The organism is Synechococcus sp. 60AY4M2, assembly GCF_002760375.1.
In the GTDB taxonomy this organism is placed as follows: domain Bacteria; phylum Cyanobacteriota; class Cyanobacteriia; order Thermostichales; family Thermostichaceae; genus Thermostichus.
The window spans coordinates 2,104,187-2,130,985 of record NZ_AUMZ01000001.1 but is presented as its reverse complement, the minus strand read 5'-3'; the positions used below and the strand labels follow the sequence as shown (position 1 = coordinate 2,130,985).

Annotated in this window: 20 protein-coding genes and 1 pseudogene; 12 read left to right on the top strand and 9 right to left on the bottom strand. The window is 58.8% G+C overall.

The window, feature by feature from the left end; translation table 11 throughout:
* Positions 1 to 9 precede the first annotated feature (9 nt).
* Positions 10 to 3,726, top strand: a complete 3,717-nt coding sequence (locus tag SYN60AY4M2_RS09390; protein WP_240527804.1) for a PAS domain S-box protein — start codon at positions 10 to 12, stop codon at positions 3,724 to 3,726.
* Positions 3,727 to 4,046: 320 nt separating this feature from the next.
* On the top strand, positions 4,047 to 6,098 hold the full coding sequence (locus tag SYN60AY4M2_RS09385) for a prolyl oligopeptidase family serine peptidase (RefSeq protein WP_099812770.1): 2,052 nt from the start codon (positions 4,047 to 4,049) through the stop codon (positions 6,096 to 6,098).
* Here the strand turns inward: SYN60AY4M2_RS09385 and eno are convergent.
* Entirely contained in the window at positions 6,095 to 7,393 is a 1,299-nt protein-coding gene (gene eno, locus SYN60AY4M2_RS09380; protein ID WP_099812769.1) for a phosphopyruvate hydratase, read from the bottom strand. The two genes, SYN60AY4M2_RS09385 and eno, sit on opposite strands and share 4 nt — an antisense overlap.
* A 659-nt stretch (positions 7,394 to 8,052) precedes the next feature.
* Between eno and SYN60AY4M2_RS09375 the strand changes: the two genes are divergently transcribed.
* The 6 genes from SYN60AY4M2_RS09375 to pxcA all read left to right on the top strand — a co-directional run bounded on the left by SYN60AY4M2_RS09375 (position 8,053) and on the right by pxcA (position 13,012).
* Positions 8,053 to 8,487 (top strand): alpha/beta hydrolase, encoded by a 435-nt coding sequence (locus SYN60AY4M2_RS09375; protein WP_240527803.1) that lies wholly within the window; start codon positions 8,053 to 8,055, stop codon positions 8,485 to 8,487.
* Between the two features lie 210 nt (positions 8,488 to 8,697).
* Complete coding sequence (locus tag SYN60AY4M2_RS09370; protein ID WP_099812768.1) at positions 8,698 to 9,102, top strand: universal stress protein; 405 nt, start codon at positions 8,698 to 8,700, stop codon at positions 9,100 to 9,102.
* A 312-nt stretch (positions 9,103 to 9,414) separates the two neighbouring features.
* The gene (locus SYN60AY4M2_RS09365; RefSeq protein WP_099812767.1) at positions 9,415 to 9,768 is read left to right on the top strand and encodes a ferredoxin-thioredoxin reductase catalytic domain-containing protein; all 354 of its coding nucleotides are present in this window, start codon (positions 9,415 to 9,417) and stop codon (positions 9,766 to 9,768) included.
* 113 nt (positions 9,769 to 9,881) lie between these two features.
* Entirely contained in the window at positions 9,882 to 9,998 is a 117-nt protein-coding gene (locus SYN60AY4M2_RS09360) for a photosystem II reaction center X protein (protein ID WP_011431350.1), read from the top strand.
* An 82-nt stretch (positions 9,999 to 10,080) separates the two neighbouring features.
* Entirely contained in the window at positions 10,081 to 11,484 is a 1,404-nt protein-coding gene (locus SYN60AY4M2_RS09355; RefSeq protein WP_099812766.1) for a glycosyltransferase, read from the top strand.
* A gap of 157 nt (positions 11,485 to 11,641) precedes the next feature.
* Entirely contained in the window at positions 11,642 to 13,012 is a 1,371-nt protein-coding gene (gene pxcA, locus SYN60AY4M2_RS09350; RefSeq protein WP_240527802.1) for a proton extrusion protein PcxA, read from the top strand.
* A gap of 172 nt (positions 13,013 to 13,184) precedes the next feature.
* On the opposite strand, the gene SYN60AY4M2_RS09345 is transcribed toward pxcA, so the two are convergent.
* From SYN60AY4M2_RS09345 to SYN60AY4M2_RS09325, 5 genes are all read right to left on the bottom strand, one after another.
* The gene (locus SYN60AY4M2_RS09345; protein ID WP_011431354.1) at positions 13,185 to 13,772 is read right to left on the bottom strand and encodes a DciA family protein; all 588 of its coding nucleotides are present in this window, start codon (positions 13,770 to 13,772) and stop codon (positions 13,185 to 13,187) included.
* 8 nt (positions 13,773 to 13,780) lie between these two features.
* Positions 13,781 to 15,637, bottom strand: a complete 1,857-nt coding sequence (locus tag SYN60AY4M2_RS09340) for a mechanosensitive ion channel domain-containing protein (RefSeq protein ID WP_099812764.1) — start codon at positions 15,635 to 15,637, stop codon at positions 13,781 to 13,783.
* 82 nt (positions 15,638 to 15,719) lie between these two features.
* On the bottom strand, positions 15,720 to 17,807 hold the full coding sequence (uvrB, locus tag SYN60AY4M2_RS09335; RefSeq protein ID WP_011431356.1) for an excinuclease ABC subunit UvrB: 2,088 nt from the start codon (positions 17,805 to 17,807) through the stop codon (positions 15,720 to 15,722).
* A 201-nt stretch (positions 17,808 to 18,008) separates the two neighbouring features.
* Positions 18,009 to 18,869, bottom strand: coding sequence for a hypothetical protein (locus tag SYN60AY4M2_RS09330; protein ID WP_011431357.1), 861 nt, complete (start codon positions 18,867 to 18,869; stop codon positions 18,009 to 18,011).
* 28 nt (positions 18,870 to 18,897) lie between these two features.
* Positions 18,898 to 19,875 (bottom strand): GTP-binding protein, encoded by a 978-nt coding sequence (locus SYN60AY4M2_RS09325; RefSeq protein ID WP_011431358.1) that lies wholly within the window; start codon positions 19,873 to 19,875, stop codon positions 18,898 to 18,900.
* A 122-nt stretch (positions 19,876 to 19,997) separates the two neighbouring features.
* Here SYN60AY4M2_RS09325 and SYN60AY4M2_RS14100 point away from each other — a divergent pair, with 122 nt between their 5' ends.
* Positions 19,998 to 20,168, top strand: a complete 171-nt coding sequence (locus SYN60AY4M2_RS14100) for a hypothetical protein (RefSeq protein WP_011431359.1) — start codon at positions 19,998 to 20,000, stop codon at positions 20,166 to 20,168.
* Positions 20,169 to 20,532: 364 nt separating this feature from the next.
* Positions 20,533 to 20,664 (top strand): annotated as a pseudogene (locus SYN60AY4M2_RS09315) (IS200/IS605 family transposase); the annotation flags it as partial.
* A 215-nt stretch (positions 20,665 to 20,879) separates the two neighbouring features.
* On the opposite strand, the gene SYN60AY4M2_RS09310 reads toward SYN60AY4M2_RS09315, so the two are convergent.
* Complete coding sequence (locus tag SYN60AY4M2_RS09310) at positions 20,880 to 21,476, bottom strand: chromophore lyase CpcT/CpeT (RefSeq protein WP_011431360.1); 597 nt, start codon at positions 21,474 to 21,476, stop codon at positions 20,880 to 20,882.
* 467 nt (positions 21,477 to 21,943) lie between these two features.
* On the opposite strand from SYN60AY4M2_RS09310, the gene rlmN reads away from it, so the two are divergent.
* Positions 21,944 to 23,014 carry a 23S rRNA (adenine(2503)-C(2))-methyltransferase RlmN gene (gene rlmN, locus SYN60AY4M2_RS09305; RefSeq protein ID WP_099813314.1) on the top strand — a complete coding sequence of 357 codons (1,071 nt, stop codon included), beginning with the start codon at positions 21,944 to 21,946 and terminating at the stop codon, positions 23,012 to 23,014.
* On the opposite strand, the gene SYN60AY4M2_RS09300 is transcribed toward rlmN, so the two are convergent.
* Positions 23,011 to 25,947 (bottom strand): ATP-binding protein, encoded by a 2,937-nt coding sequence (locus tag SYN60AY4M2_RS09300; protein ID WP_099812763.1) that lies wholly within the window; start codon positions 25,945 to 25,947, stop codon positions 23,011 to 23,013. The genes rlmN and SYN60AY4M2_RS09300 overlap by 4 nt on opposite strands.
* Before the next feature lie 7 nt (positions 25,948 to 25,954).
* Positions 25,955 to 26,596 (bottom strand): ABC transporter permease, encoded by a 642-nt coding sequence (locus SYN60AY4M2_RS09295; protein WP_011431363.1) that lies wholly within the window; start codon positions 26,594 to 26,596, stop codon positions 25,955 to 25,957.
* Between the two features lie 78 nt (positions 26,597 to 26,674).
* Here SYN60AY4M2_RS09295 and SYN60AY4M2_RS13910 point away from each other — a divergent pair.
* Positions 26,675 to 26,799, top strand: a 125-nt coding sequence (locus tag SYN60AY4M2_RS13910; RefSeq protein ID WP_143597320.1) for a MerR family DNA-binding transcriptional regulator, incomplete at its 3' end; no start/stop codon positions are given.

Here is a 26,799-nt window from a genome sequence, read left to right as displayed (position 1 = left end):
TAAGCTGTCATGATCATTCCTTGGGAGACCATTGTTGAGGAAGCTTTGGGCAACTGGCCGTGGCTGCTTTTGTGGGCAGCCTGGCTCCTGGCGCTTGTCTTCTGGCAGAGGCGGCGGCCGCATCAGGCCCAGGTTGGTTTTCCCGATGTCATCATGCTGGCGCGGGCGGATACAACGGTGGTGGAGTGTAACGAGGCCTGCCAGAAGGTTTTCGGCAATTGGCAGGGCCGGCGCTGGATCGAGGCCTTGCCGCCAGAGGAGCAAGAGCAGGTGCGGCAGAAGATATCCCAGCTTACTCCTCAGCAGCCTACCTTTGCTTGGGCTCACCCCTTGTTCGATGCGGAAGGAAAGGTGCGGTGGTTTGAGTGGATCAACCAGGGCCTTTTCGACCGGCGGGGCCGCTTGCAGTTTATTCGCGGGGTGGGCCGAGACATTACCGAGAAGAAGCAACTGGAAGAAAATCTGCGCCTGCGGGAAGCCCAACTGAGGGCTCTTCTGGACGCCCTGCCGGCAGCCATAGGGGCCAGGGATCCCCAGGGAGTGCTGATTTTGCAAAATGCCACCGACTGCGCCTGGTATGGCGATCTGCTGGGCACTTCTCTGCAAGAGGCAGCGCAGCAACATCCCCACTGGCTGGAGTACACTGGGCAAGCCTTGTTTGACCTGGAGCGGCAAGGGTTTTCCCGATTGGAGAGCAAGGAAATCATCCAAGGCCAAGAGCGCTACACCTATCGCCTGGCTGTCAAGCTGCAGGATGAGTCCAAAGGTTTGGGATGGCTCGGCATTGTCTTGGATATTACCGAGCAAAAGCGGCTGGAACAACAACTGCGAGAACAACAGGAGCGCTTTCGCGCCTTCCTCGACAACAGCCACGACATTTTGTGTTGGATCGATGCCCAAGGCTTGGTTCATACTCTCAATCGCCCGGTTACCGAGAAAGTCTTGGGTCGTTGTCCTGAGGAGGGAGAACCTATACCTCTGGATTGGGTTCACCCGGAAGATCGCCAGATCGTTGCCGACGCCCTTGAACAACTGAAGGCTCGGCCTGGCGAGACGCTCAGCTTTGTCTATCGGATGCAGCATGCCGATGGCCATTGGGTGTGGTTGGAGAGCCGCTGCACCAATCTTTTGCAGGATCCTGCGCTAGGGGGAATTGTCTGCAGCACCCGCGACATTACCCAGCAAAAAGAGGCAGAACAGGCGCTGCGGGAAAGCGAAGCCCGCTTTCGCGAAATGGCCGAGGCTGTGCCGGTTTCCTTCTTTCTCTATTCTCCAGATCTCAGTCAATTGTTTTATAAAAGCCCTCAGTGCGAGCAGATCTGGGGATACAAGCCGGAGGAGTTTTACCAAAAGCCCGATCTGTGGCGAGAAAAGATTCATCCGGAAGATCTGCCGAGGATTTTGCAAGCCGTACCTCAGGTCATCCAAGGAGAGAAGCCGATTACCTATCGCATCATTCATCGAGATGGCCGGGTGCGCTGGTTGCGGACTTCCTGCCGGCCTATTTTCAATGAACAGCAAGAAGTGATCCGCATTGCCGGCATTACCGAAGATATCACCCAGCAAAAAGAGGCGGAGCTGGCCCTGCAAGAAAGCGAAGCCCGTCTCAAAGCTATCCTCGATGGGATCTCTTTTCCCATCTTTGTTAAAGACCTGCAGGGCCGCTACTTACAGGTCAATCGGGCTTACCTGCAGAAAAAAGGTAAACTTCCAGAAGAAGTTCTCGGCAAAGTCGATGCGGAACTCTTCTCGCCAGAGGAAGCTCTGAAGTTTCGCGAGGAGGATCAAAGGGCAATCCAATCTGCTCATCCCATCAGCTATGAGCACACTGTTTGCCGTGATGGGCAAGAACTGGAAAAGTGGATCACCAAGTTTGCCCTGCGGGATCGGCGAGGGGATCCCTATGCCGTTTGCGGCATTGTGGTAGATATCACCCCCCTCAAACAAGCCCAGGATCTGCTGCTGCAAGAGGCAGAGCGAGAGAGACTCCTGGGATCCCTGCTGCGCCGCATCCGCGAGAACTTGGACTTGCAGCCCCTCTTGCAGACCACGGCGGCGGAAGTGCGAGAGTTTCTCCAGGTGGATCGGGTGATGATCTACCAGTTACAGGACGGCATAGGGGGATGGGTAGCTGCCGAGGCGGTGCTGGATCCCTGGCCCAGCCACTTGGGCCGCTCCGTGTGGGATGCTTGCTTTCGCCAGGATCCCTGCTATCGCAAGTACCAACAGGGCTTTGTGCAGGCCATCGACAATGTGGCGACAGCCAGTTTGGATCCCTGCCATCGGCAACTCTTGGAATCCTTTCAGGCTCAGGCCAACTTGGTGATCCCGATTCGGCGGAGGGAGGATCTCTGGGGCCTCTTGGTGGCGCAGCACTGCCAATCCAGCCGCCCGTGGCAGGAGTGGGAAATTGAGCTTTTGCAGAAACTGACCGACCAGTTGGCTGTCGCGTTGCAACAGGCTCAGTTGTACGAGCAGATAAAAGCTCTAAAGCAAACGCTAGAAGAAAAAGTGCGGCAGCGCACTGCGCAGCTAGAGCGGGCTTTGCAATTTGAGGCTCTCCTAAGAAGCATTATCAACCGCGTGCGCGATTCTCTCGACGAAGCTGAGATCCTCAGCGCCGCCGTGCGCGAGCTGGGAGAAAGTCTAGATGCCGATGGCTGCGACATCAGCCTTTACAACGCCGATTTCACCCTTGCCACCATCCGCTACGAGTATTGCCCCCGCTCCGATTCTTATCTGAACCTCTCCATCCCTTTGCAGGGAGGGCCTTACGAAACCGTGTATCGACAATTAACTGCAGGGCAGCCTTGTCTATTTTGCTTCTTAGGGCGAGCCTCGGAAAACCGCCAGGTAGTAATGGCTTGTCCCTTGCTAGATAAAGGCCAAGTGCTGGGGGATCTGTGGATCTTTCGCTCGGCGGCGCGTCCTTTCGACGACCAGGAGATCCGACTTATCCAGCAGGTGGCCAACCAATGTGCCATTGGGCTGCGGCAGGCGCGCCTGTTCCAGGCTGCCCAAGAGCAGGTGCAAGCCCTGGAGCGCCTCAACCGTCTCAAAGACGACTTCATCAGCACCGTCAGCCACGAGCTGCGCACTCCCCTGGCCAGCCTGAAAATGGCCCTGAAAATGCTGCAGATAGCTCGCTCAGAGGAGAAACGAGCGCAATACTTCCTCATTGCCGAGCGGGAGTGCCAGCGGGAGATCGAGCTCATCAACGACCTGCTGGATCTGCAGCGGCTGCAGGCGGGGGCCTATGCGCTGGAGGTGCAAGCCCTCACCTGGCGAGATCTGCTGGGGGATCTGCTGACCGTTACCGAAGAGCGGGCCCGCGCCAAGGGGCAAACTTTCCAAGCCAGCGTTCCCCTGGAGAGCTCCCTCACGACAGATCCCTTGCTGTTGCAACGTATCCTGCGGGAGCTGCTGCACAATGCTGTGAAATACACCCCGGCCCAGGGATCCATCCGCCTACGGGTAGAAACCGAAAACCGCCGCAGCATCGTCGAGGTCAGCAATAGCCAGCCGATCCCCGCCGAGGAGTTGACCCGCATCTTTGAGCGCTTTTACCGCATTCCCAGCAACGATCCTTGGAAGGAAGGGGGCACGGGTCTGGGCTTGGCCTTGGTGAAACAGATGGTGGATCAGTTGCGCGGATCCATCGAGGTGAGCAGCGCCGCCGGCTGGACAACCTTTACGCTTCACCTACCTCATCTGCCCCAACTTTGACACAAAAGGATAGCTTGGTAGCCCCGTACTTGAGTGCGGGGCGGAAAAGCCCTTGAGCCACTTTAGTTGCTTCTTTGTTATAGTTAGTACAGAGCTTCTCCAGGAAAACAACCTACTGCGGTGCAAAACCCGCGCGGCAATAACTAACCTAGAGGAACTTAAGTCCGAAGTAAGCAGAACTTTGAGGTTATGCCTCAAAGGACTGTCTAGGGGCGTCTTGACAGCGCCTTCGCGAGTCCATTTGGGTGGGAGTGTCAAATCCCACGCTGAGGTCTCAGGCTTCTGCCATAGTGGAATTGGTCTTTTGTTGCTCCGTCTCTATGCTCAACTACCCGCCCAGCCATCCGGATCCCACTGTTGTCGACTTCTACCATGGGCAAGCGGTGCCGGATCCCTATCGCTGGCTGGAGGATCTGGATTCTGAGCAGACGCGAGCTTGGATCGAGGCGCAAAACCGCCTAACTTTTGACTACTTGCAGCGGATCCCGGCCCGGCAGCGGCTTCTGGAGCGCCTGAGGCAACTGTGGAACTACGAAAAATACAGCCAGCCCTTCAAAGAGGGCAACCGCTACTTCTACTTCAAAAACGACGGCCTGCAAAACCAGAGCGTTCTCTATACCCAAGAAAGCCTGGAGGGAGAGGCGCGGGTTTTGCTAGATCCCAACACCCTCTCGGAAGACGGCACGGTGGCCCTCTCAGGGATTGCCATCAGCCGCGACGGGCGCTACCTGGCCTATGGTCTCTCCCGCTCCGGCTCCGACTGGCAGGAGTGGAAGGTGCGGGATATCGAAACGGGAGAAGACCTGCCGGATCACCTGCGCTGGATTAAATTCTCCGGGGCCAGCTGGACGCTGGACGGGCAGGGATTTTTCTACAGCCGCTACGACGAGCCGGCCCCTGGCAGCGAGTACGAAAGCGCCAACTACTTCCAAAAACTCTACTACCACCGCCTGGGCACCCCCCAGTCGGAAGATCTCTTGGTCTACCACCGCCCTGACCAAAAAGAGTGGGGCTTTGCCGGCGGGGTTACCGAAGATGGAGACTACCTAATCATCTCCGTCTGGCGGGGCACGGATCCCAAAAACCTCCTCTTCTACAAAGACCTGCGGGATCCCAGCTCGCCGGTGGTGGAGCTTATCCGCGAGTTCCAGGCCGAGTACGCCTTTGTCGGCAACGACGGCTCCCGCTTTTGGCTGTTGACGGACCTCCAGGCTCCCCGGCGGCGACTGGTGGCCATTGATCTCGACAACCCAGGTCAGTTGCAAGAGGTGATCCCCGAAGCCGAGGAGACCCTGCAGGGAGTTAGCCTAATCCACAACCAGTTCGTTGCCTTCTACCTCAAAGACGCCCACACCCAGATCCGGACCTTTGCTTTAGACGGCACCTACCTGGGGGAAATCCCCCTGCCGGGGCTGGGATCCGCCAGCGGCTTTGGCGGCAAGCGCCACGACACCGAGACCTTCTACACCTTCACCAGCTTTACCACTCCCCCCACCATCTACCGCTACGACTTCACCAGCGGCCGCAGCACCCTCTTCCGTCAGCCCCAGGTGGATTTCGATCCCCAGGCCTATGAGGTGCAGCAGGTGTTCTACGCCAGCCAAGACGGCACCCGCATCCCCATGTTCCTTGTCCACCGCCGCGGCCTAGCGCGGACAGGGGATCACCCCACCCTGCTGTACGGCTACGGCGGCTTTGGCATCTCTCTGACCCCCAGCTTTTCGGTGGGCCTGGTGGCCTGGCTGGAGAGGGGAGGGGTTTACGCCCAGCCCAGTTTGCGCGGCGGCGGCGAATACGGGGAAGCCTGGCACCAAGCGGGCACCAAGCTCAACAAGCAAAAGGTCTTCGACGACTTCATTGCCGCGGCTGAGTGGCTCATGGCCAACGGCTACACCAACCCCTCCAAGTTGGCCATCGCCGGCGGCAGCAACGGCGGCCTCTTGGTGGGGGCCTGCCTGACCCAAAGGCCGGATCTCTTTGCAGCAGCCCTCCCCGCCGTGGGGGTGTTCGACATGCTGCGCTTTCATAAGTTCACCATCGGCTGGGCCTGGATCTCCGAGTACGGATCCCCGGAAGACCCGGAGGAATTCAAGGCCCTCTACGCCTACTCCCCCCTGCACAACCTCAAGCCCGGCACCGCCTACCCCGCCACCCTGATCACCACGGCAGATCACGACGACCGGGTGGTGCCCGCCCACAGCTTCAAGTTTGCCGCCGCCCTGCAGGCGGCCCAGGGGGGATCCCAGCCCATCCTCATTCGCATCGACACCAAAGCCGGCCACGGGGCCGGCAAGCCCACTGCCAAGCTCATCGAAGAGACCGCCGACCGCTGGGCCTTCTTGGTGCAGGTGCTGGGGATCCAAGCGGGCTAGCGACTCCGCGCCGGCAACCCCCTAGGCCCCAGGCCCACCCGACCGGCATAGACGGCCGCTTCCCCCAGCTCGTCTTCGATGCGCAGCAGTTGGTTGTACTTGGCGATGCGCTCGCTGCGGCAGAGGGATCCGGTTTTGATCTGGCCGGCGCGGGTGGCCACCGCCAGGTCGGCGATGGTGGTGTCTTCTGTCTCACCGGAGCGGTGGCTGATGAGGGTGCGAAAGCCCGCCTGAACGGCCAGTTGAATGGTCGAGACCGTCTCTGTCAGGGTGCCGATCTGGTTGAGCTTGATCAAAATGGCGTTGGCAGCGCCGCTGTCGATGCCTTTCTGCAGCCGGGCCGGGTTGGTTACAAACAGGTCGTCCCCCACCAGTTGCACCCGGGATCCCAAGCGGGCGGTCATGGCCTGCCAGCCGGCCCAATCTTCTTCCGCCAGCCCGTCTTCCAGGGAGAGGATGGGATAGTTGGCCAGCAGTTGCTCGTAGTAGTTCACCATCTGCTCGGCGCTGCGGGCTTTGCCCTCGAAGTGGTACTGCCCATCCTGCAGCAGCTCGTTGGCCGCCACGTCCAAGGCCAAGGCGATATCCTCCCCTGGCCTGTAGCCCGCCTGTTCAATAGCCGTCATCAATAGATCCAAAGCTGCGGCGTTGGAGTCGAGGTTGGGGGCAAATCCGCCTTCATCCCCCACCCCCGTGGACAGTCCCCTCTGCCGCAGCACTTGTTTTAGGGCTGCAAACACCTCGGCTCCGTAGCGCAGCGCCTCGCGAAAGCTGGGTGCTCCGATGGGCACGATCATAAATTCTTGAGTATCGAGGTTGTTGTCGGCGTGGGCGCCGCCGTTAAGCACATTCATGAGCGGCACTGGCAGCAGGTTGGCAAAGGGTCCGCCCAGGTACCTGTACAAAGGCAGGCCCACCGCATTGGCAGCCGCCTTAGCCGTGGCCAAAGAGACCGCCAAGATGGCGTTGGCTCCCAGTTGCGACTTGTTGGGGGTGCCATCCAGATCGATCATCAACTGGTCGATGCGGGCTTGGTTGAGGGCATCTTCCCCTCGCAGCTCCGACTGGATGGGGCCAAGAATGTTTTCCACCGCCCTCAACACGCCCTTGCCGCTGTAGCGCCTGGGATCCCCATCCCGCAGCTCGTGAGCCTCAAAAGTGCCGGTCGAAGCGCCACTGGGCACCTGGGCCAAGCCGGTTGCCCCATTGGCTAGGCCCACCAAAGCTTCTAAGGTCGGCTGCCCCCGGGAGTCGAGGATCTCATGGGCGGTAATCCACTCGATGGCCGTTTCCACAGTTGCACCTCAGCAATTGGCTAGACAGTTCTGGCCGAAGCCAGATTGCCAATAGACTAGTGGATTTTTGCCCCCGGATCCCTTTGGCTTCCGGAAAACTTTAATGGGCACAGGCGGCACAGTTGCTTTCGGTCTGAGCTAGGAACAGGCAGGGAGTAGCTGAGAACATAAAGCCCTATCTCCGTCCACAGCTTCAGATGTCTCGACATCTCCTCTGGGCTCCTTACCCCTTGGCTGGGCCAACTCTGGCTTGATTGAAACTAATCTCAAGAAAAAAGAGATTTTTTATCACTAGCTGCCACGGGATCCCTTGCTTAAACCCGGCCCTTTAGGAACAACTACCGCCTACGAGAGCCGCAGCCTGCCAAGTCAATCCAGCTTTTAACAAAACTTAACCCTAAGTATATTGATATCTTTTCTCAAGAAGCTTAGAGTAGACTACAGCTTAAAGTTGAGATTTACTATCAATAATTGGTTGTATGGCTCGAAAGGATGTGTCCGTGCGGCCAGAGGCAGCTCTGGGGCAAAGTCTCTGGCCTTTTCCTAAAAAAGCTTGTTTAGCAACGCAAAAGGAGCGGGGATGACAGCGACAACATTGAGGGCAAGAAGGGGGATCTAACTTGCAAAAGTAGATCCCCTAGGGGGCGGGCAACGCCCGTTTGACTGATCTTTTTGGCTGCTGGGGGCGCATGTGGCCCATGCAGCGAAAAATGTTTTGCTGTAGCCGAGAACAGCTCCTGGTGCGTATAGCCCAGAGCCTTCTGCCAGCTTCAGAACAGTGGCGAGCGCGCTCACTCTCCTATGCCCTGGCTAAAGATTTAGACACTTCCCCCATACCTCACTCCCTATTTCAGGTGGTAGCGATTCCAACCCAGAAAGTGTCGGTGCCGATGTTGGTTTGCGCCAGCGAGGATGACCCCATTGTGGATCCCGCTTCGCTCGAGAAGTGGGGAAACCACTTAAAGCCAGGGGATCAAATGTGGTTTTGCCCTGGGGGACGACAGTTTTTTCATTATTCTTTTCCAAGTTTGGTCAATCTGAAAATCATGGATTTTTGGCAGGAATTGCGTAAATTTCAGCCCAGCATGGCCTAAGGCGGCTGGAGTTTTGCGGGATGATGGGCATGGCCGCTCATCCCAACAGGAGAGGGGCTCCGTTTGCAGCCCAGGTCGAGCCCCTGACAATAGAAAAACGGGCAGGGGTGGAAGGAGGCCATTGAGCTTCCGGTAAAATTGATTGGTAGAATAGGGCCAGCCCCCGACGTGGATAGGGAAGGGGCGGGCTTAAGTGTGGGATCCGCGACTATGTTCGACAAACTGCTCTTTCCCATCGACAACTCGCGCGAAACTAGCCACGCCCTGCCCTTGGTGGCGGACATAGCGCAGCGCTACAAGAGCCAGGTCTATCTGCTCTCCGTCCTAGACAGCACGGACCTGAGCCCAGAGCAAGCCGAGCAAGCCCGCCAAAGTATCCACAACTTGCTCAAACAGGCTGAGGCTGGCCTCCAGCAGATTGGCATCCAAAATGTCAAGAGCGAGTATCGCGAGGGGAAGGTTCCTTTTGTCATCTGCGACGTGGCGGACGAGCTGGAGATCAGCCTGATCGTGATGGGATCCCGCGGCATCAGCTTGTCTGCCGAGGGACAGAACAACTCCGTCAGCCACCGCGTCATCGACCTCTCCCCTTGCCCGGTGCTGGTGGTGCCTTGAGGAAGGGGATCCCAGCCGACGCCATTCTTGCTGTTTTGTTCTATTCTGTAGAGTGCGTTGAGGCCGGCTCTGGCTGAAGAACCCGAATGTTGCCTTCTGTAACAGCAAGGCGGCTGATATTTGTATTGTCCAAAAGTCTGCAGTACAACGAAGAGCGAGATACAGCTTTTTCCGACTCTGTGAGAATCTTGTGGAGAGGTAGGATCCCTGTCATACAGGAGAAGCATCTGATTTTTATGAGCGTTGGTCAGCGTTGCTGGGAAAAGCTGTAAGCTCCATTGCTATTCACTAGTGCCACCTTTAGGAATCGTCATGGAAAGTCGTGGTTACAACAAGGCCTCCCAGAAGACCTTCGAGGTGATGCGGCATTTCGCAGAAACCTACGCCAAACGTACCGACACTTTTTTCTGCTCTGATCCTACGATTACGACGGCAGTGATCGAAGGCTTGGCTCTCCACAAAGAGCAGTTGGGCGCTCCGCTCTGTCCCTGCCGCTTTTACGAAGACAAAGAGGCGGAAGTGAAAGCCGGCTATTGGAACTGCCCCTGCGTGCCAATGCGCGAGCGCAAAGAATGTCACTGTATGCTCTTCTTAACCCCAGACAACCCCTTTGCCGGCACCAGCCAAACCCTAGAGGAGGTGCCCCTGGAATACCAAACGAAATAATCGGCCAAGTGCCTGTCATTGGAGGGGACGATCGGGCGGGGAGGGGTGACAAAGATCGGTATAGTCAGAGAATAGCTGGGTAGTTGCTATTCGCAGGAGGAGGAAACTCTTTTATGACTCCCTCACTGGCTAACTTTCTCTGGAGCTTGCTGTACGGCGCAGTGGTGCTGGGGCTTCTCTTCGGCGCCATCGTCTTCGTCAGCCAAAGAGATAGGGTGCGTCGTCGCTGAGTCTCCTGCTCGCCAGGGCTTGTCTGCGGATTGCCCACCGCCCTTTATGATCTAAAGCTGATCTGGCGACATCCCGGGAGCGTTGACCCACCCCCTGCACTACTGGCGGCAAAAAAACCGCTACTACCACGAGGATCTGGAGCGGCTGCACCGCTTCTTCGTTCCCCCAGGCCTGCGCATTCTGGAAATCGGCTCCGGCACCGGATCCCTGCTCAACGCTTTGCAGCCCAGTTTTGGGGTGGGGATTGACTGGGACGCAGAGATTGTTGCCCAGGCGCAGAGGCAGTTTCCCCATCTTCACTTTCGGGTGCAGGATGCCCACACGCTGGACAAGCAGGATCCCATCTTAGCGGAGCCTTTTGACGTTATTTTGCTCGTCAACACCTTGGGCTACCTGGCAGACGTTCAGCAGGTTCTTGAGCGGCTGCGCCGTTTTTGTACCCCGCGCACTCGCCTGATCCTCTCGTACCACAACCCCCTCTGGGAGCCGCTGCTAAGCCTGGCGACCGTCCTCAAGCAGCGCATGCCCCTGCCGGCAGCCAACTGGCTCTCGGCAGGCGATGTGGCCAATTTGCTGCACCTAGCAGGGTACGAGGTCATTCAGCAGGGCAAGCGGCTGTTGTTGCCGCGGCGGATCCCACTGCTTTCGACGCTGATTAACCGCTTCATTGCCCCCTTGCCCGGGATCAACGCCCTTTGTCTAACGGAATACACGATCGCCCGCCCCCAGCCCGATCCCGCCTGGGATCCCCCCCTTGAGGAGCAACCTTCTTGCACAGTGGTGATCCCAGCCCGCAACGAGGCGGGCAACATCCGCCGCTGTGTGCAGCAGTTGCCAGAGATGGGATCCCGCACCGAGATCATTTTTGTAGAGGGGCATTCCAGCGACGACACCTGGGCTGAGATCCAGCGGGTTCAGGACGAATACCAGGGGATCCGCACCATCCAGGCTCTCCGGCAAGAGGGCAAAGGCAAGGGAGATGCGGTGCGCAAGGGGTTTGCCGCGGCCAGCGGCGATGTGCTGATCATTCTCGACGCCGACTTGACTGTCCAGGCGGAAGAGCTCCCCAAGTTTTTCCGCGCGGTGGCCTCCGGGCGGTGCGACTTTGCCAACGGCTGCCGCCTCGTCTATCCCCTGAAACCAGAAGCGATGCCGCGCCTCAACCAGTGGGCCAATCGTTTTTTTGCCGCTCTCCTCTCCCACATTCTCGGCATCCGCATCAAAGATTCCCTCTGCGGCACCAAGGCCCTGTGGCGGGAGGACTATTGGCAGATTGCCAAGCTGCGGCAAGAATGGGGGGATTTTGACCCGTTTGGGGATTTCGACCTGTTGTTGGGGGCGGCCAAGCGCACCCTCAAGATCCTGGACATCCCGGTGCGCTACTTCCCCAGAACCTATGGGCGCTCCAACATCCAACATGTGCGGGACGGGCTGCGGCTGCTGCAGATCTGCGCTTTTGCCCTCAGCCGCTTCAAGGGATCCTGAGCCCTAACCCCTTCAACACGGTTTTGATCCAGACGGGCCGCTTCCCCATCCGGATCCCTGCCCAGCCTCCCAGAAGTTGTTACAATAGTTAGCCATTGAAAAATGCATGGATCAGCCCTGAGAAAAACCGCCACAGGAAAAAGCAATGGGGGAATCCGTGTTGAGCAGGCTCGGCCAATGGATCTCAAGTACTCCCCTACGCTCCCTCGATCGAGCCTATGAAGCTGCCCTGCGCATCAAAGCCATCGAAGACCGCTACTTTCAGGGGGGATCCATCGGCAGCAACGGAAACCACGGCCAAAACACCAGCCGCTACTTTCAGATCCAATTGCGCCAGGAATTGCGTCAAATTGATCTTAGTTTAGCGGAGTTCAGGGCCAGTAGCGTTTTTTCTCGCCTGCCGGATCCCGAGCAAAATGGCAGCGGCCCTCCCTTCTCTTCCGACAAAGATCAGGCCAAAGAGGCCCCCGTCGGCCCTTCTGAAAACGACGGTAAAGACGCTGAAAATGGCCGGCAAAGTCGGGATCCCTCGATTTTGGAAAAGCTGGAGTTTATCGATCAGGTGACCTCGCGCTACAAGCGCCCCGCTGCTCAACCCAGGTCCACCTCCCCTCCGCCCAAGTCTCAAGAGCAACCAGAGCCACTGACCTCAAGCCAGCCGGAGCCCTCCGATCCCTCCATCAAGACCAATCTTGCTAAGACAAACCTCGACAACAGCAATGCCCCGGTTGCCTCTAAAACGGCCCTCCTGCCTCGCTCCATCCTGCGTACGGCCAACCAGATCCGCCGTGAGCTGAGTTCGCAGGCAGAAGAAGAGCTGCTCCAGGAGTATCGCGGCCAACGCACGCGCACACTGGTGGCAGTTCGGTTTTTGTTGCTGCTGGCCATTTTGCCGCTGCTTGTCCAGATTTTCTCGAAACACTTCCTGTTCGGGCCGTTGGTGGATCGCTTTCAGCCGCGGGAGCCCACCATCCTGGCTCTGAGCTACGAATTTCAAGAAAAGGCTCTCTCCGAGTTTGAGTTTTTCAAGGAAAAAATAGAGTTTGAGCGGGCTTTACACCACCAATCTCCAGAGCTCGACCTGGAATCCGAAGACCAACTGTCCAAGAAGGCAGAGGAGTTGCTGCAAAAATACAGCCGTAAGAATTTGGAAGGCCTCAAGAACGTCCTTGCCGACGTGCTATCGCTGCTGGTGTTTGGCTGGCTGATCTTCATCGGGCGCGAGGAAATTGAAGTTCTCAAGTCTTTTTTGGATCGCCTGATCTATGGCCTCAGCGACAGTGCCAAGGCTTTCATTATTATTCTCTTCACAGATGTGTTCGTCGGCTACCACTCTCCCCATGGCTGGGAGGTGCTGCTGAGCAGCTTAGCTGCCCACCTGGGTCTGCCAGAAAACCGCAATTTTATCTACGGCTTTATTGCCACTTTTCCGGTTTTCCTCGATACACTCTTTAAGTACTGGATCTTCCGCTACTTGAACCGCGTATCGCCGTCGGCGGTGGCCACCTACCACGCCATGAACGATTGAGGGTTTGCAGTTGCCTTCATCGAGAATCCAGGCCGCTGCCGCCACCATCCACAACCTCAGGGGGAGTTCCCCTCACCCCCGGCCCCTCTCCCTCTGGGAGAAGGGAGCTGGGGATCGACCTAACGAGTTGTTTCGTTGCCCCTGGAAACAGCCCTAATTTGAGTTCCCTGAGTTAGCTGCGCACGCGCAAGGACTGGCGATGGCAAAACCCGCAGACCAACCAACGCTCCAGTTCGGCGGCAGGGGCGGGGCAGCCACAGGCAGGGCAAGGGAACAGGTTTTGCTGAGTTTGTCTCTGTTTCACCAGTCGGGCCCAACGTTCGAAAGCGGCTTTAGCATCGGCGGGAGACGGCCGTGAGCCGGAGCGGCGAGCGGTTGCAGGCTGCTTTTGGGCTGGGGTTGCAGATGAGATGGGGTAAAACTTGCCTACCAACTCCGCATCAGGGTGGGGAGCGGACGGGCTGGATCCCTCGTGCCAAGCGCCGGGGCTGAAGCGAATGTCGCTGAGAGGAGGGTGCAGGCGGCTGTTGAGTTTCCTGAGAATGAGCTGGCGCTGCAGAGTTAAGTTTTGCGCCCAGGACGGGGTAGAGGTGGCCACCTGTAGCACCTGGCGGCGCAGGTTGAGGGGATAGGTTTGCGCTGCTACCGCCTCTCCCACCACTTCCGGCCAGAGCTGTCTTAGGAGCTGCATTTGCTTCAGTTCAGCCCAACACGGATGGCTGCCAAAGCTACCCAGTGCCTCATCTAACCGTTGCAGCATGGTGTCGCTCAGGAAACGCCATTTTGGTCTTCCAACGATTTTGCCGCTTCGCTGAGGGCGGACTGAATGGAAGCGGCATCGGGCAGGGAACGGGATCCGCCGTTTTGACTGGGGGGAGCAAATCCTTCGAGGCTGCGAATGTGAATATCTTGCTGGGGGAAGGGGATGCGGATCCCACGCCGGCGAAACTCTGCTTCGATGGCAAAGTTCAGCTCGCTGATCAAGACAAATTGATCCTGGGGCCGGTTGATCCACACCAGCAGCTCAAAGTTGAGGGAAGAGGGGCCAAAAGACTTGAGCCACACCTGCGGGGCGGGGCTGCTCAGTACCCGCGGATTTTCCTTGGCGGCGCTGAGCAGGGCTTCGGTGACCAAGGTGGTATCGGAGCCGTAGGCCACGCCCACGGGAATGTGGATGCGACAGCGGGGATCCCGGTAGCTCCAGTTCACCACCTTCGACTCGGTGAAGCGGGAGTTGGGCACGATTACAAAGATGCGATCCAAAGTGCGCAGGACGGTGGCCCGCGGGCCAATGCGCTCCACGGTGCCGAGCAGGTTGTCCACTTCCACCAGATCCCCGACTTGGATGGGGCGCTCCAGCAGGATGGCGATGTAGCTGATGTAGTTGTTGGAGAGGTTTTGCAGACCAAAACCGATCCCCAAACCCACCGCCCCGGCAATCACCGCCAGGGATCCCAAATTGAGGCCACTGAAGGGCAAGACCAAGAGGATCCCGAACAGGGTGAGGATGTACTTGAAGATGGCCGTTGTAGACTCCTGGGTGCCCAGATCCAGTCCCAGCCGGCTCAGAAACCGCTGCTTAAAGCCAACGCTGACGTAGTGGGCAACGGTGAAGACCAAAGCGGCCAGCACAAAAAAGACCAGCAAGCTGGCGATGGAGACGCTGGAATTGGGCAGCGGTTGGGTGAGGACGCCCAGCGCCGTGGCCACCACGCGCCCCAAGCCCAGGTAAAAAGCGCGCTGAAAAGGCCGCAGGGCAGGTATAAAGCTGATGCCGCGATCCAGAGAGATGCCGGCAATGAGAATTGCCCCCAGGCCTCGCAGCAGCACCCCTGCGATGTCGATCCAGCTCCCCCAGGCCGGGTCGGCCTTGAGCTCCAACCAACTTTGCAGGCGGACGAGACTGCGGTCGAACAGCCGCCAGAGAAAGAACCCCACTGCCACGGTGGCCAGCCCGGCCAGGATGGTGAGCATCAGCACGCGCGGATCCTGCGCCCGCTGCAGATCCAGCCGATCCTGCCGGTAGTCGGCAATGGCTTGCTCCAGCCGCCGCGCCCAAGTGTTGGCCACCAGACGCACGTCGTTGAGGCTCACCTGGCCCAGCGGCACCCTGCGCTCGGCGGCGGCGTCGGCATAGGTGACGGTAAACAGATACCGCTGGGTGGCCTCAAAGCGACCTCTTTCTCCCAGGCGGAGGACGTACTGGCCGTTGGCATCCTGGGCCACCCGTACCTCCGGCTCTGGCAACTGGCCTTCTTCCAAGAAGCGCTCAATGATTGCCCGCACGTTGTCGGCCCGCACATCGCTGGGGTATTCTGCCGTCTGCAGGCGAAACACCGGAATGTTCCCCACCAAGACTTCTGTGCCCTCTTGGCCGGTCAAGGGGATCCGCAGTGGGCTAGAGGTCGGGGAAGGGGATCCCTCAAGAGTTGGCGCTTCGGCAGGAGTGGGGTGGGAAAAGCCGGGATCCCGCAACTCGAGGGCTTGGGCCACCGGGATCCCAGCAGCCTTGGAGACCGGAGCGGGCAGGAGCCAGAGGCCAATCCCGGCTATCAGCCCCACCGCCAGGGCCGCTCCCTTCAGCAGGACAGAGTCTCGAATGGCTCGTTGGACCCGAACGCCCATTGTCTCGGGGATCCCTAGGATGCTGCTGTAAGCCTATGGTGGCATAAGCAAATCCCGATTTTGGCCGATCCAAGCGAGGACCTTAAGTGCTCTGATGGTGGCCCAAAAGGCGTTGGCGCAGCTTTTTAATTTGGTCTCGCAGTTGCGCAGCTTCTTCAAATTCCAGGTTTTTGGCCGCTGCTTTCATCTTCAGTTCCAGTTGGCCGATCAGCTCTGGAATCTCCGAAAGAGGGATTTCGTCTGCAACTGGAAAGGCTTTTTCCAGGTCTTGGCTGTTGAGTTTGCGGGAGATGGCCAAAAAAGACAGAATGGCGTTGCTGTTTTTCTTAATAATGGGCTTAGGAGTGATGTTGTGTTGGCGGTTGTATTGCAATTGAATCTCCCGGCGGCGCTGGGTTTCGGCGATGGCCCGGGCCATGCTGCCGGTCAGGGTGTCGGCGTACATCACCACCGTGCCACGGACATTGCGCGCTGCTCGCCCGATCATCTGAATCAGGGATCGCTCCGCCCGCAAAAATCCCTCTTTATCCGCGTCCAAAATGGCCACCAAGGAGACTTCCGGCAAATCCAACCCTTCCCGCAACAAATTGACCCCTACCAGTACGTCAAAAGCTCCTTCGCGAAAATCTTGTAAAATTTCGATCCGCTCAATTGAGCTGATCTCGGAATGCAAATAGCGAACCCGGATCCCGCGTTCTTGCAAGTATTCTGTGAGATCTTCGGCCATGCGTTTGGTGAGGGTGGTCACAATGACCCGTTCCGGGAGGCCCTGCTGCGAACGTTCCAATCGCAGGTAGATCTCTCCCAACAAATCCTCCACCTGCCCGGCTGTGGGGCGGACATGCACTTCCGGATCCACCACCCCGGTGGGCCGAATGACCTGTTCTATAACCCGACCGGTGCCCGGCACATAGAACTTCAGGGTTTTGCCGTTTTCCACCACCGTTTCAAATTGGGCTCCGCTTTGCTCCAGTTCCCAGTTGCCGGGCGTGGCGGAAACAAAGACGCATTGGTGGACTTTGGCCCAGAACTCCTCGGCTTTGAGAGGGCGGTTGTCGAGGGCGCTGGGCAGGCGAAACCCGTGATCCACCAGCACCTGCTTGCGGGCGCGATCCCCATTGTACATGCCGCGGATTTGCGGCACGGTGACGTGGGATTCGTCCACCACCAAGAGCCAATCGTTGGCCTTGAAATAATCCACTAAACAAGCAGGCGGCTCCCCTTCCTTGCGCCCCGTCAGGTGCCGAGAGTAGTTTTCGATGCCGTTGCAATAGCCCACCTCCCGCAGCATTTCCAGGTCGTAGCGGGTGCGCTGTTCTAGCCGTTGGGCTTCCAGTAGCTTGCCTTGTTTGCGAAAGAAAGCCAGTTGCTCCTCCAGCTCCTGCTCAATGTTGAGGATCGCCTGCTGCAACTGGGCTTCTGGCGTTACAAAGTGGCGAGCCGGGTAGACTCTGAGGGCGCTGAGGCTGGTCAAAATCTCACCTGTAACCGGATCAATCAGGCGAATGGCCTCGATCTCATCGCCAAAAAATTCAATGCGGATCACCCGATCTTCATACGCCGGCACAATTTCCAGCACATCGCCCTTGACGCGAAATCGCCCCCGCGCCAGCTCCAGGTCGTTGCGCTCGTACTGAATGCCGGCCAGATCCCGCAAGACCTCCCGCTGGTTGATCTCCTGGCCGACTTGGAAGGGGATGGAAGCCTTCAGGTATTCCTCCGGCATGCCCAAGCCGTAGATGCAGCTTACCGAGGCCACCACGATGACATCTCGCCGTTCAAATAGAGAGCGGGTAGCGGAGTGCCGCAACATGTCGATCTCATCGTTGATGGAAGAAGACTTGGCGATGTAAGTATCGGTGCTGGGCACATAGGCTTCCGGTTGATAATAGTCGTAATAGCTGATGAAATATTCGACGGCATTGTAGGGAAAAAGCTCTCGCAGCTCGTTACACAGTTGGGCGGCCAAGGTTTTGTTGGGAGCCATCACCAAGGTGGGCCTGCCGACTTGCTGGATAGTATGGGCAATGGTAAACGTTTTGCCGGTTCCGGTTGCCCCCAGCAGGGTTTGAAAGCGATGGCCCTCTAAAATCGACTTCACCAAGCCGGCAATCGCCTTGGGTTGATCCCCCGTGGGCTGATAGGAAGAAACCAGTTGAAACTCCGACATAAGTCTATCCGTTGATCTTTTGAGGATCCATGGTTGAGTGTTCTGGTTAAGACTTTTAATTTAGACAACTGGGCAGTTACAGCCTGCTTGGCCAGAACCTATATCGTCCCATAAGCTAAAACCTTTGTCAGTGGAGTTTCCGTCGGTGCGCTGGATCTCCTGACGAAAGAGCAAGCTGTAGTTGAATTCGGCGGCTACACCTCACAGGCTGTAAATTTGTCCATCGATTAGCAGATGGGTAATGCCTTTCTTCTGCAATTGTGGGCGTACAATCTCCAGAATGTATCCGGGAAATTGGATGACCCGGTAGGGCGGATAGGTGTTGCTGCCACGACGGCTCATCTCGGAAAAGCGCCGAGCCACCTTGTGGTTGTCGAAAATGGGCAGCGTATTGGCGTTTTCGATCCCCTCTACGGGCAGGGATCCCAGCCCCAGAAATTCCTTGAGGGGGCGGGTGGTCAGCTCTTGGTAGCGATCCACCACAACATAACAGGTCTCAGGCAGGTCGAGCTTCTCTAGGGGGAGTACTTGGATGTGATGGACGGGATCCGCCAAGGGATCTTCTGAGGGCACCGCTGCCGCGTCGTCTAAAAAATCGTCGGCATCCTCTTCTTCGTCGTCATCGTCTTCTTCGTCTTCCAGGTCGTTGTCCTCGTCGTCTTCTAGGTCTTCTTGAAGCTCGGCTACGAGCTGGGCCGGCAATTCTTCGGGGGCCAGTTCTGCCACCGTGGCCGTCCTGTCCTCAGGGATCCGCTCCCCTTCGCTGACATCGCTGAGATCGGAGGCGTCGGCAGCCCCCTGTGGGGGCAAGACCTGTTGCCCCTCCATGCCGTCCAGGGGAAGGGTGGGTTCCTCGCCCGTGTCTTTGCGGCGAGCTGCTGAGCGTTTGAGCTGGATCAGCCGCTGGTACTCGTCGGCAGCGATGTTTTCCTTGAGGACACGGGTGATGGTGGTAACGCTTACCCGAAATTGCTCGGCCAATTCGGCGGCAGTGGCTGCCGAGCCGCGGTAGGTGCTAACAATTTGCTGTTGTTCTTGTTCTGAAAGTTTGCTGCGGGCCATCGCGGTTATCCCATCCCAAAACTTGGACTCATGGGCAGGCGGCGGTTGCCCGACACAGCCGGTTGAGGCCGGCGGCCAGCGCTTCCCGCTCTAGTTCCTTGCCGATGAAGACAATTTTTGACCAACGCGGCTCATCGGGATCCCACTCCCGCTCCAAGAAGAGGGTCTGTCGTCGGCCCACCTGATGAAAGATAACCCGCTGCGGCTCGTCCGCAACCCACAGCACCCCCTTGGCGCGAAAAATCGTCTCCGGCAGATCCTGCAGCCAATCGCGGAAGGCCGCCAGATCCAGCGGTTGCTGCAGTTGAAAGCTCAGAGATTGGATCCCGTCTTCTTCCAGATGGTGACTGGGGTGAGCGTGACCTTCAGCCTCGGCAGCGGAGAGCTTGGGATCCCACAGCTCTGGGCGAAAGGCGTGCACATCCAAAATGCGGGCCAGGGGCACCTGGGCGTGGGTGGTGGGCAGACAGGGAGCGTCGGGGTTGTAGCGACGCAGATCTAACAGGATCTTCTCTTGTTCGGCTGGGGTGATCAAATCTACCTTGTTCAGGAGCAAGATGTCGGCGCTGCTGATCTGGTGGGCGGTAGTTTGGGACCGCTGGAAGTTGCGCCAGTACTCGGCCCCATCCACCAGGGTCACCATCCCATCCAGGCGCAGCTCCTCGTGGAAGGTTCTCTGTACAAACAGCTCGGCCACCTGCCTGGGATCCGCCACGCCGCTGGTCTCCACCACCAGGTAGTCCAACGCCTGGGCATGCTGAAGCAGCTCGCGAGCCGCCCGTTCGAGATCCTCCCGCACCGTGCAGCAGAGACAGCCGTTGCTGAGCTGCATCAGCCCTCCTTGGGGCATGTTGACCAGTTCGCCATCGATGGAGATCTCGCCAAACTCGTTGAGGATAACCCCGATGCGCAGCCCGTGTTCCTCCTGCAAGATGCGCTTGAGCAGCGTGGTTTTACCACTGCCCAAAAAGCCCGTCAAAATTGTAACCGGAAGCTGAGCTTTCATACATTCATTACATATCAATCACTCAAGACTCAATCGACAAGCGGCCAACAAACCCTTTTCTCAGGTTCTCTGGAGGCTCTACTAGCTTAGCTCCAGGGCCAGTTTTCCAGGATCTGGACTGAATGGCGGCGCTGCTGGGATCCCTAAGCCAGCAGGTTCGGGTGGACGAGGTGGGCATGCAATCCACCTACCCCGTCTGGGTGGGCTGCGCCGGCAGATCCGCTGGGCCGATGTCGAGCGCCTTGACCTCGCTCCACCAGCCAGGGGGGCCTGTTGACACTCCCACCGTCTAAAGGCGGGGGATTCTTACGCAGTCCACAAAAGAACCCGCAACGGCGTTGTCAAAGCGCCTCTAGACAGTTCCTTAACGCAAAGCCCCAAGGTTCTGCTGACTTTCTTAAGCAGGTTGGCGGCAGCATTTGCCTCAGCCCAGAGGGTCTCCACCCGTCGGGTTTTTCACCATAACTAGGTAGCTCATCTCCATCTAGGAAGCTTGCCTGCGAGCTGTACGCCTCCTCTACCTCAATAAACTCCATGCCATAATGCTGACATAATTGCACGATACGCTCCTTGAACCGACCTGTTGGGACGAAAACAAAGTTTTGGTTAAAACCGCATTCTTGTTTTTGTTCTTTGTTCCAACCTAAATAAGCGATAGTGCGAGAGGAAAGTCAACGGTACAATCACTACAACCATGGTGTGGGGCTAGCGGTTGTTTATCTTATTTTTTGGCCAAAGAGAAAGAAAGAGGTCTTGGTGGGAGAAGTCAGGAAGAGGTTGTTTGAGCTATGAAACTATATCAACGACCCCCATCATGGGTAAGCGACTAAAGTGGCTAGCGGGCTTTTCCGCCCCGCACTCAAGTGCGGGGCTACCAAGCTATCCTTTTGTGTACTACCTGGTCAGCGGCCCTATGTCCAGCCTTGGATGGACAGGCTGCTGGGGGTTTGCCCTGTTGCTCTTGCTCTGGATGGGATCCTGGCCTTCTGGGTTTGGATGGGGAGCTAGCTCCAGCGGGGCAAGTAGCAGGAAAAATCCTGTTTTTTAACAAACCGAAAGGGCCCGGAAAGGGATCCCCAGACCACCTGATCTGTTTCGGGATCGCGCCCCTGATCCAGGCTGTGGAAGTAGTCGGCCCCGATTTCAAACTCGCTATAGAGGTAGGTGGTTCTGCCCTTGCGCTCGACGATACAGCCCTTGCCGGGTACGCTGCGGCCCCGGTAGCAGGATCCCGTCCATTCCACCTGAACCGCGCAGCCGGGCAAAAGCTCCAGCTCTGCCGCCGCCAGGCTGGCCAGTTTTCCCAGATCTCGGCCAGCACATTTGTAGGCCTCCGGGGATCCCAGGGCGTAGTTTTGAATGCGGATCCCGTCTGGCGTCTCGAAAAGGTGGATGACCCGCTGCCGGTAGGGCTGGTCGGGGTAGATATCGTACAGTTGCTCCACGTAAAACCCTATCCCCTGAAACACCGACCACGGCAGAGGGCATTGGTAGACGTGAATGTTGGCGAACCAGACCGGCTCGGCTATAGCCTGGTGCAGATTGTTGAAATGTCCGGCCATCCAGGTGGCCAGTTGGGCCAGTTGCGGCGAAACCGACATAGCGCAAGTGACATACTCCCGTCTCTCACCCTAAAGCGCTCTGCGCCGCTGACGCGAACGGGTAGAGAGCAGGCTTCTCGCTTCGAAGGACTCCGTTCCGCTAGCGCGAACGGGGAGCTATTGCAAGAACCCTCTGCAAGCAGCCACGGAATGCCCTATCGCAGGGCTGTACCAGATTCCGGCAACGCCGTTTTGTACAGCCAATCTGATTTTACGATATTTTTTGCGGGGGTGGCTGTATCCCGACCCTGACTGCCCCCCAGTCGGATATAGGGGGGTACAGGGCGGGGCTTATCCACCCCCGCACCCCCAGAAGCGTAAGCGTGCAAGCCTATTATCCGGGACGGCAGGCCCGCTTGCCAAAACCAGCTCTAGGGATCCAGTTTGGCCGACAGGCTAGAGTAGAGAAGCTCGATCCCCTCCGCTTGGGATCCGATTTGCCTTTCAATGGATTTGCGAACGGCGCTATGTCTGCCCCACCCCTTCCCCTGCTTGGGCAATCCCTAGCTGCCTTGAAAGACTGGGCGGTTGAGCAAGGGCAGCCGGCCTACCGCGGCCAACAACTGCACACCTGGCTCTACCACAAAGGGATCCGCTCCCTGCAGGAGGTGACGGTCTTTCCCAAGGCCTGGCGCGAGGCGCTGCAAGAGTATCCCGTGGGGCGCTCCCAGGTGGTGCAGCGGATAGAATCCCGCGATGGCACGGTCAAGTTTTTGCTGCAGTTGGCGGATGGGGAGTTGATCGAGACGGTGGGGATCCCGACCGCCAGGCGGCTGACCGTCTGCGTTTCCTCCCAGGTGGGCTGCCCCATGGCCTGCAACTTCTGCGCCACCGGCAAGATGGGCTACCGGCGCAACCTCAAGCTGCACGAAATTCTGGATCAGGTGTTAACGGTGCAGGAGGACTTTGGCCGCCGCGTCAGCCATGTGGTCTTCATGGGCATGGGCGAGCCCCTGCTCAACCGCGACACCGTGGTGCAGGCCATTCGCAGCCTCAATCAGGATATTGGCATCGGCCAGCGGCACATCACCCTCTCGACAGTGGGCGTGCCCCGGCAGATCCCCTGGCTGGCCCAGCAAAAGCTGCAGATTACCTTGGCCGTCAGCCTGCATGCCCCCAACCAGGAGCTGCGGCAACAGCTGATCCCTTCCGCAGCCCACTACCCCCTGGACGCCCTTATTCAAGATTGCCGCGACTACATGCTCTGCAGCGGGCGGCGGATTAGCTTTGAGTATACGCTGCTGGCCGGGGTCAACGACCTGCCCATCCATGCCCGCCAACTGGCCCACCTGCTGCGCCAGGCCAGCCAGTCGGGGGCCCGCCTGCACGTCAACCTAATCCCATACAACCCCATTGCCGAGGCCAACTATCAGCGCCCTCACCCAGCGCGGGTGGCGGAGTTCGTCCGCCTGCTAGAGGAACACCACGTCCAGGCCAGCGTGCGCCAGACCCGTGGCCTAGATGGCAACGCTGCTTGCGGTCAGCTGCGGGGATCCTTTTTGCGCGCTTCCCCTGAGCCGGCCCCTGGCCGTTCCTAGGCGCTGCCGGCTCTAGAGAGGTCTTTTGCCGCCGCCGGAGCGGGATCTGGGCTTTGGGGGAGCCAAACGCGGAAATGGGTCCATCCTTCCAGGCTGCTGACGGAGATCCGGCCCCCCATGTGCTCCACCAGTTGCTTGACCAGGGACAGCCCCAGGCCGGTGCCGCCGTGCTCCCAGCGATCCGCCTTCGGGATCCGATAGAACTTTTCAAAGATGCGGGGCAGCTCCGCCTCTGGGATCTCGCTGCTGTTGCTACAGACGAAGAGGATCCCTTCTCCTTCCTGGGCCACCCGCAGGTGGATGGATCCCTCGGGGGCGGTGTACTTGATGGCATTGTGCAGCAGCTCGCGCAAAATGCGGCCCAGAGCCGTGGGATCCGCCTCAAGGGGTGGGATCCCCTCTTCCAGGTGCAGTTGCAGGTTTTGCTGTTTGCTCTGTGCCAGGGGCTGAGCTGCCGCCACCAGATCCCGCAAATAGCGCGGCAGGAAGATCTCTTCCGGCTGGAGCAGATACTTCTCGGCTGCCAGCCGCTGCATGTCCAGCAGGTCGTTGATCAGCTCAATTTGTCGGTTACACTCCTTGAGGGCAATGGCGAAATAGTGCTGCTGTTTCTCGGAGTTATTGTGGGCTATTTGCAACATTTGCAGGGCCATGCGCACATTGGCCATGGGGGTGCGCAGCTCGTGGGAGACGGTGCTCAAAAAATCGTCCTTGAGCAGGTTGAGCCGCTCCAATTCCTTCACCTGGGCCTGGGCCGCCTCATACAGACGGGCCTGCCGCAGGGCCAGAGCACACAAGTTGGCCACCTGGTAGGCCAGTTGCCTTTCGGCTTCCGAAAACTCCTGCTGTCGCTCCACCAGCAACACCCCCAGCCGCTCTTGCTTGTCCCAAAGGGAGCAGGCCAAAAGCTGCACCCAGTGCCCGCCTTTTTCCTTTTGACAACAGCAGTGGACTTCCCAGGGCTGCTCGAGAAAAGTATGGGAGTGCAGCAGGTGCACCAGCTCAGGGTCGTTGAGATAGACGGGATCCGCCTCCTCCGGAAACGAGCAAGCCGGGATCCAGCCTGACCCCCCGGCGCCGGTCAAGAGAATGTGGCAGCCGCTTAGGTGGAGGGCTTCGGCCAGGCTCTTGACCACCTCTTCCAGGATCTCCCCCTCGTTGAGGCTGGCCACCATCTGGCCGCTGAGGGAGCGCAGCACCGCCTCAAAGCACAAAGCCTGCTGCAGCTTAGCGGTGCGCAGCGCCACTTGCGCTTCCAGCTCGCGGTTGAGGGCTTCTAGCTGCTGTTGGGCCCGCTTTTGCTCGGTGATCTCCCGCCCCACCGCCAGGATCTCCACCAATTGGCCTTGGCTGTCGAAAATGCCCTGATCCACCCAGCTCACCCAGCGGGACTGGCCACTTTCGCCGGGGTACTCCCGCTCGCTGCGGTAGAAAGGACGTTCAGGCGTAAGAGCCGCAAGAGACTGCAGCACCGCCTCCCGTTCTTGCGGCGGCAGAGAGTCCACCCAGCGCCTGCCTATTGTTTCTTCTGCCGAACAACCAAAAAAGCGCAGGTAGGCAGGGTTGACATAGGTAATGCGGCTATCGGGCAAAGAGCGACAGATCAGCTCCGTCTGCTGCTCCACCACAGCGCGGTACTGCTGCTGCTGTTGCCAGAGGCGATCCAACAGCGCCTGTTGGCTGGCCGCCGCCTGTTGCCAAGCCTTGGCCAGGGTCTGCACCTCCCAGATGGGGCCGGGATCCACAGGGGGCCAGGCCGGGATCCCAGTTTGCACAAATTGCTCCGCTATTTGGGTCAGGCGGCGCAGCGGGCGAGAGAGGGCTTCACTGAGGAGGATCCCAGCTCCCAGAAAGCCCAGCAGCAGCCCCCCGCCCAAGAGGGCCGCCTGCTGAGTGCTGCGATAGACAGGGGCGAGAAGGATCTCCTCCGGGATCCCCTGTACGAAATAGAAACTCAGCCCCCCTTCATCCTGAATGGCCGTCACCTGTGCCAGATAACGGATCCTGTCCACCCTAAGGCGCAGCAGATCTTGCGAGGCCGCCGTCTCCCAGGATCCCACCTGCGCTTGCACAGCCAGCAGCAGCGGGTGGGGGGAGAGCTCCTCCGTGCCGGCCACCACCTGGCCCTCTTCATCCAGCAACCAGCTCACCCCCGGATACCCCAAGCTGACCTGCAGATCTTCCAGAAAAGCCTGCAGTTGCTGAGCCGAGAGAGCAGCCACCAGGCTGCCGTAAACCCCGCCCTCCCCATCCGCCAAGGGCAGCGCCGTCAGGACCAGCCGCTCCGGCCTTTGATGGGGAGACTCGACAAAAAAGTTGCTCACCACCCAGGTACGGCGGGCCCCTTCCTGTTGCAGGACTGCGGGAAACCAAGACAGCCGCCGCAGATCCACAAAGCCCAATTGCCGCGTCAAGCCGGTGGGATCCCCGCTTTCCGGATCCCGTTGGCGGCCTTGGACGGATCCCGGCTTCAGGCCCGGCGTGTGGTAAGTCCAGATCGAGCCATCGGCGTGGCGGCGGGCCGTGATAAACCCCCCCTGCTCAGAGACAAAGCCGACATAGCTCAGCTCGGGAAACTGCTGCAACTGGCGGGCAAAATACGCTTCCAAGACTTCCAGATCGGGAGGCTGAGGAGCGGCCAGATTGGGCAACAGCCCCCAGCGCACCGCTCCCTCAGTGAGGGCATTGACCTGCAGGGGGGCCTGCAGATACCGGTGTAGGTTCTCCTCGGCTCGGTGGTTAACCTCACGCTTCAGGTGCTCGGCCAACTGCAGCGCCATCTGCCGCCCGGCTCGCCAGGAGAGGTAGCTCACCCCGCCCGCCCCCCCGGCCACCGCCAACAGCAGCGGCAACAGCAGCGCCACCTGCAAAGGGATCGACCGAGAAGCCAGGGAGGGCAAGCGCATCCGGGAAGCAATCGAGGAAAATAGCATGGGATCCCTAGGCTTGAGGAGGTTCTAGCGCTCGCTGCACAGCGCCGAGGACAACTTCGGCACCCATGGCCAACAGCGCCACCGGGATCGCCCCCACCAGCAGGATGGCGGTGTCGTAGAGGGCAAACCCCAGCGTGATAAAGCTGCCCAGCCCGCCCGCCCCGATAAAGGCCGCCAACGTGGCGCTGGCAACCACCTCGATAGTAGCGGTTTTAACGCCGGCCAAGATTACCGGCAACGCCAAAGGGATCTCCACATAGCGCAGCACCTGGGCAGGGGTCATGCCCATGCCCAAGGCGGCTTCGCGTAGGGCCGGATCCAGGCTGCGGAAGGCCACGTCGGTGCTGATTAAAATGGGGGGCAAGGCCAAGATCGTCAGGGCAATGGCCGCCGAGCGGAAGCCAAGGCCAAAGTAGGGAATGGCCAAAAACAAAATCGCCAAGCTGGGGATCACCCGCAAGCTGCTAAAAGCATTGATCACCACCAGAGAAACCACCTGCGAGCGGGAGCTGCCAAAACCCAGCGGCAGACCCACCAGCAACGCGATCCCCAGCGGCACCGCCACCAGTTGCAGGTGTTGGAGGAAAGCTTGAAGTAGCAGGTCGCTGTTGCTTTGAGCATAGTCCAAGGAGCGGGCCAGGAGGCTCATCGAGAGCATGACTCTAGTCAATGATATGCTGGACTATACTGAAAATAATGTACAGTATGTTCAGTATGGCTGCTTGGTATGGCTAGGTATGTAAAACCGAGAGAAGCGGCGGATTATTTTGGGGTGTGTCTCCACACCTTGAGGCGATGGGAACAGAAGGGCTGGATCAATGCAACACGTACACCATCCGGTAGGGCGAGAAG

Excerpts from the sequence above, each read along its gene's own strand:
- SYN60AY4M2_RS09340 (WP_099812764.1), bottom strand. The coding sequence starts at position 15,637 with ATGGGCGTTCGGGTCCAACGAGCCATTCGAGACTCTGTCCTGCTGAAG.
- SYN60AY4M2_RS09360 (WP_011431350.1), top strand. The coding sequence starts at position 9,882 with ATGACTCCCTCACTGGCTAACTTTCTCTGGAGCTTGCTGTACGGCGCA.
- SYN60AY4M2_RS09385 (WP_099812770.1), top strand. The coding sequence starts at position 4,047 with ATGCTCAACTACCCGCCCAGCCATCCGGATCCCACTGTTGTCGACTTC.
- SYN60AY4M2_RS09370 (WP_099812768.1), top strand. The coding sequence starts at position 8,698 with ATGTTCGACAAACTGCTCTTTCCCATCGACAACTCGCGCGAAACTAGC.
- SYN60AY4M2_RS09390 (WP_240527804.1), top strand. The coding sequence starts at position 10 with ATGATCATTCCTTGGGAGACCATTGTTGAGGAAGCTTTGGGCAACTGG.
- SYN60AY4M2_RS09300 (WP_099812763.1), bottom strand. The coding sequence starts at position 25,947 with ATGCTATTTTCCTCGATTGCTTCCCGGATGCGCTTGCCCTCCCTGGCT.
- uvrB (WP_011431356.1), bottom strand. The coding sequence starts at position 17,807 with ATGTCGGAGTTTCAACTGGTTTCTTCCTATCAGCCCACGGGGGATCAA.
- SYN60AY4M2_RS09325 (WP_011431358.1), bottom strand. The coding sequence starts at position 19,875 with ATGAAAGCTCAGCTTCCGGTTACAATTTTGACGGGCTTTTTGGGCAGT.
- SYN60AY4M2_RS09310 (WP_011431360.1), bottom strand. The coding sequence starts at position 21,476 with ATGTCGGTTTCGCCGCAACTGGCCCAACTGGCCACCTGGATGGCCGGA.
- SYN60AY4M2_RS09295 (WP_011431363.1), bottom strand. The coding sequence starts at position 26,596 with ATGAGCCTCCTGGCCCGCTCCTTGGACTATGCTCAAAGCAACAGCGAC.
- SYN60AY4M2_RS09365 (WP_099812767.1), top strand. The coding sequence starts at position 9,415 with ATGGAAAGTCGTGGTTACAACAAGGCCTCCCAGAAGACCTTCGAGGTG.
- SYN60AY4M2_RS09345 (WP_011431354.1), bottom strand. The coding sequence starts at position 13,772 with ATGCTGCAACGGTTAGATGAGGCACTGGGTAGCTTTGGCAGCCATCCG.
- rlmN (WP_099813314.1), top strand. The coding sequence starts at position 21,944 with ATGTCTGCCCCACCCCTTCCCCTGCTTGGGCAATCCCTAGCTGCCTTG.
- SYN60AY4M2_RS09330 (WP_011431357.1), bottom strand. The coding sequence starts at position 18,869 with ATGGCCCGCAGCAAACTTTCAGAACAAGAACAACAGCAAATTGTTAGC.
- SYN60AY4M2_RS14100 (WP_011431359.1), top strand. The coding sequence starts at position 19,998 with ATGGCGGCGCTGCTGGGATCCCTAAGCCAGCAGGTTCGGGTGGACGAG.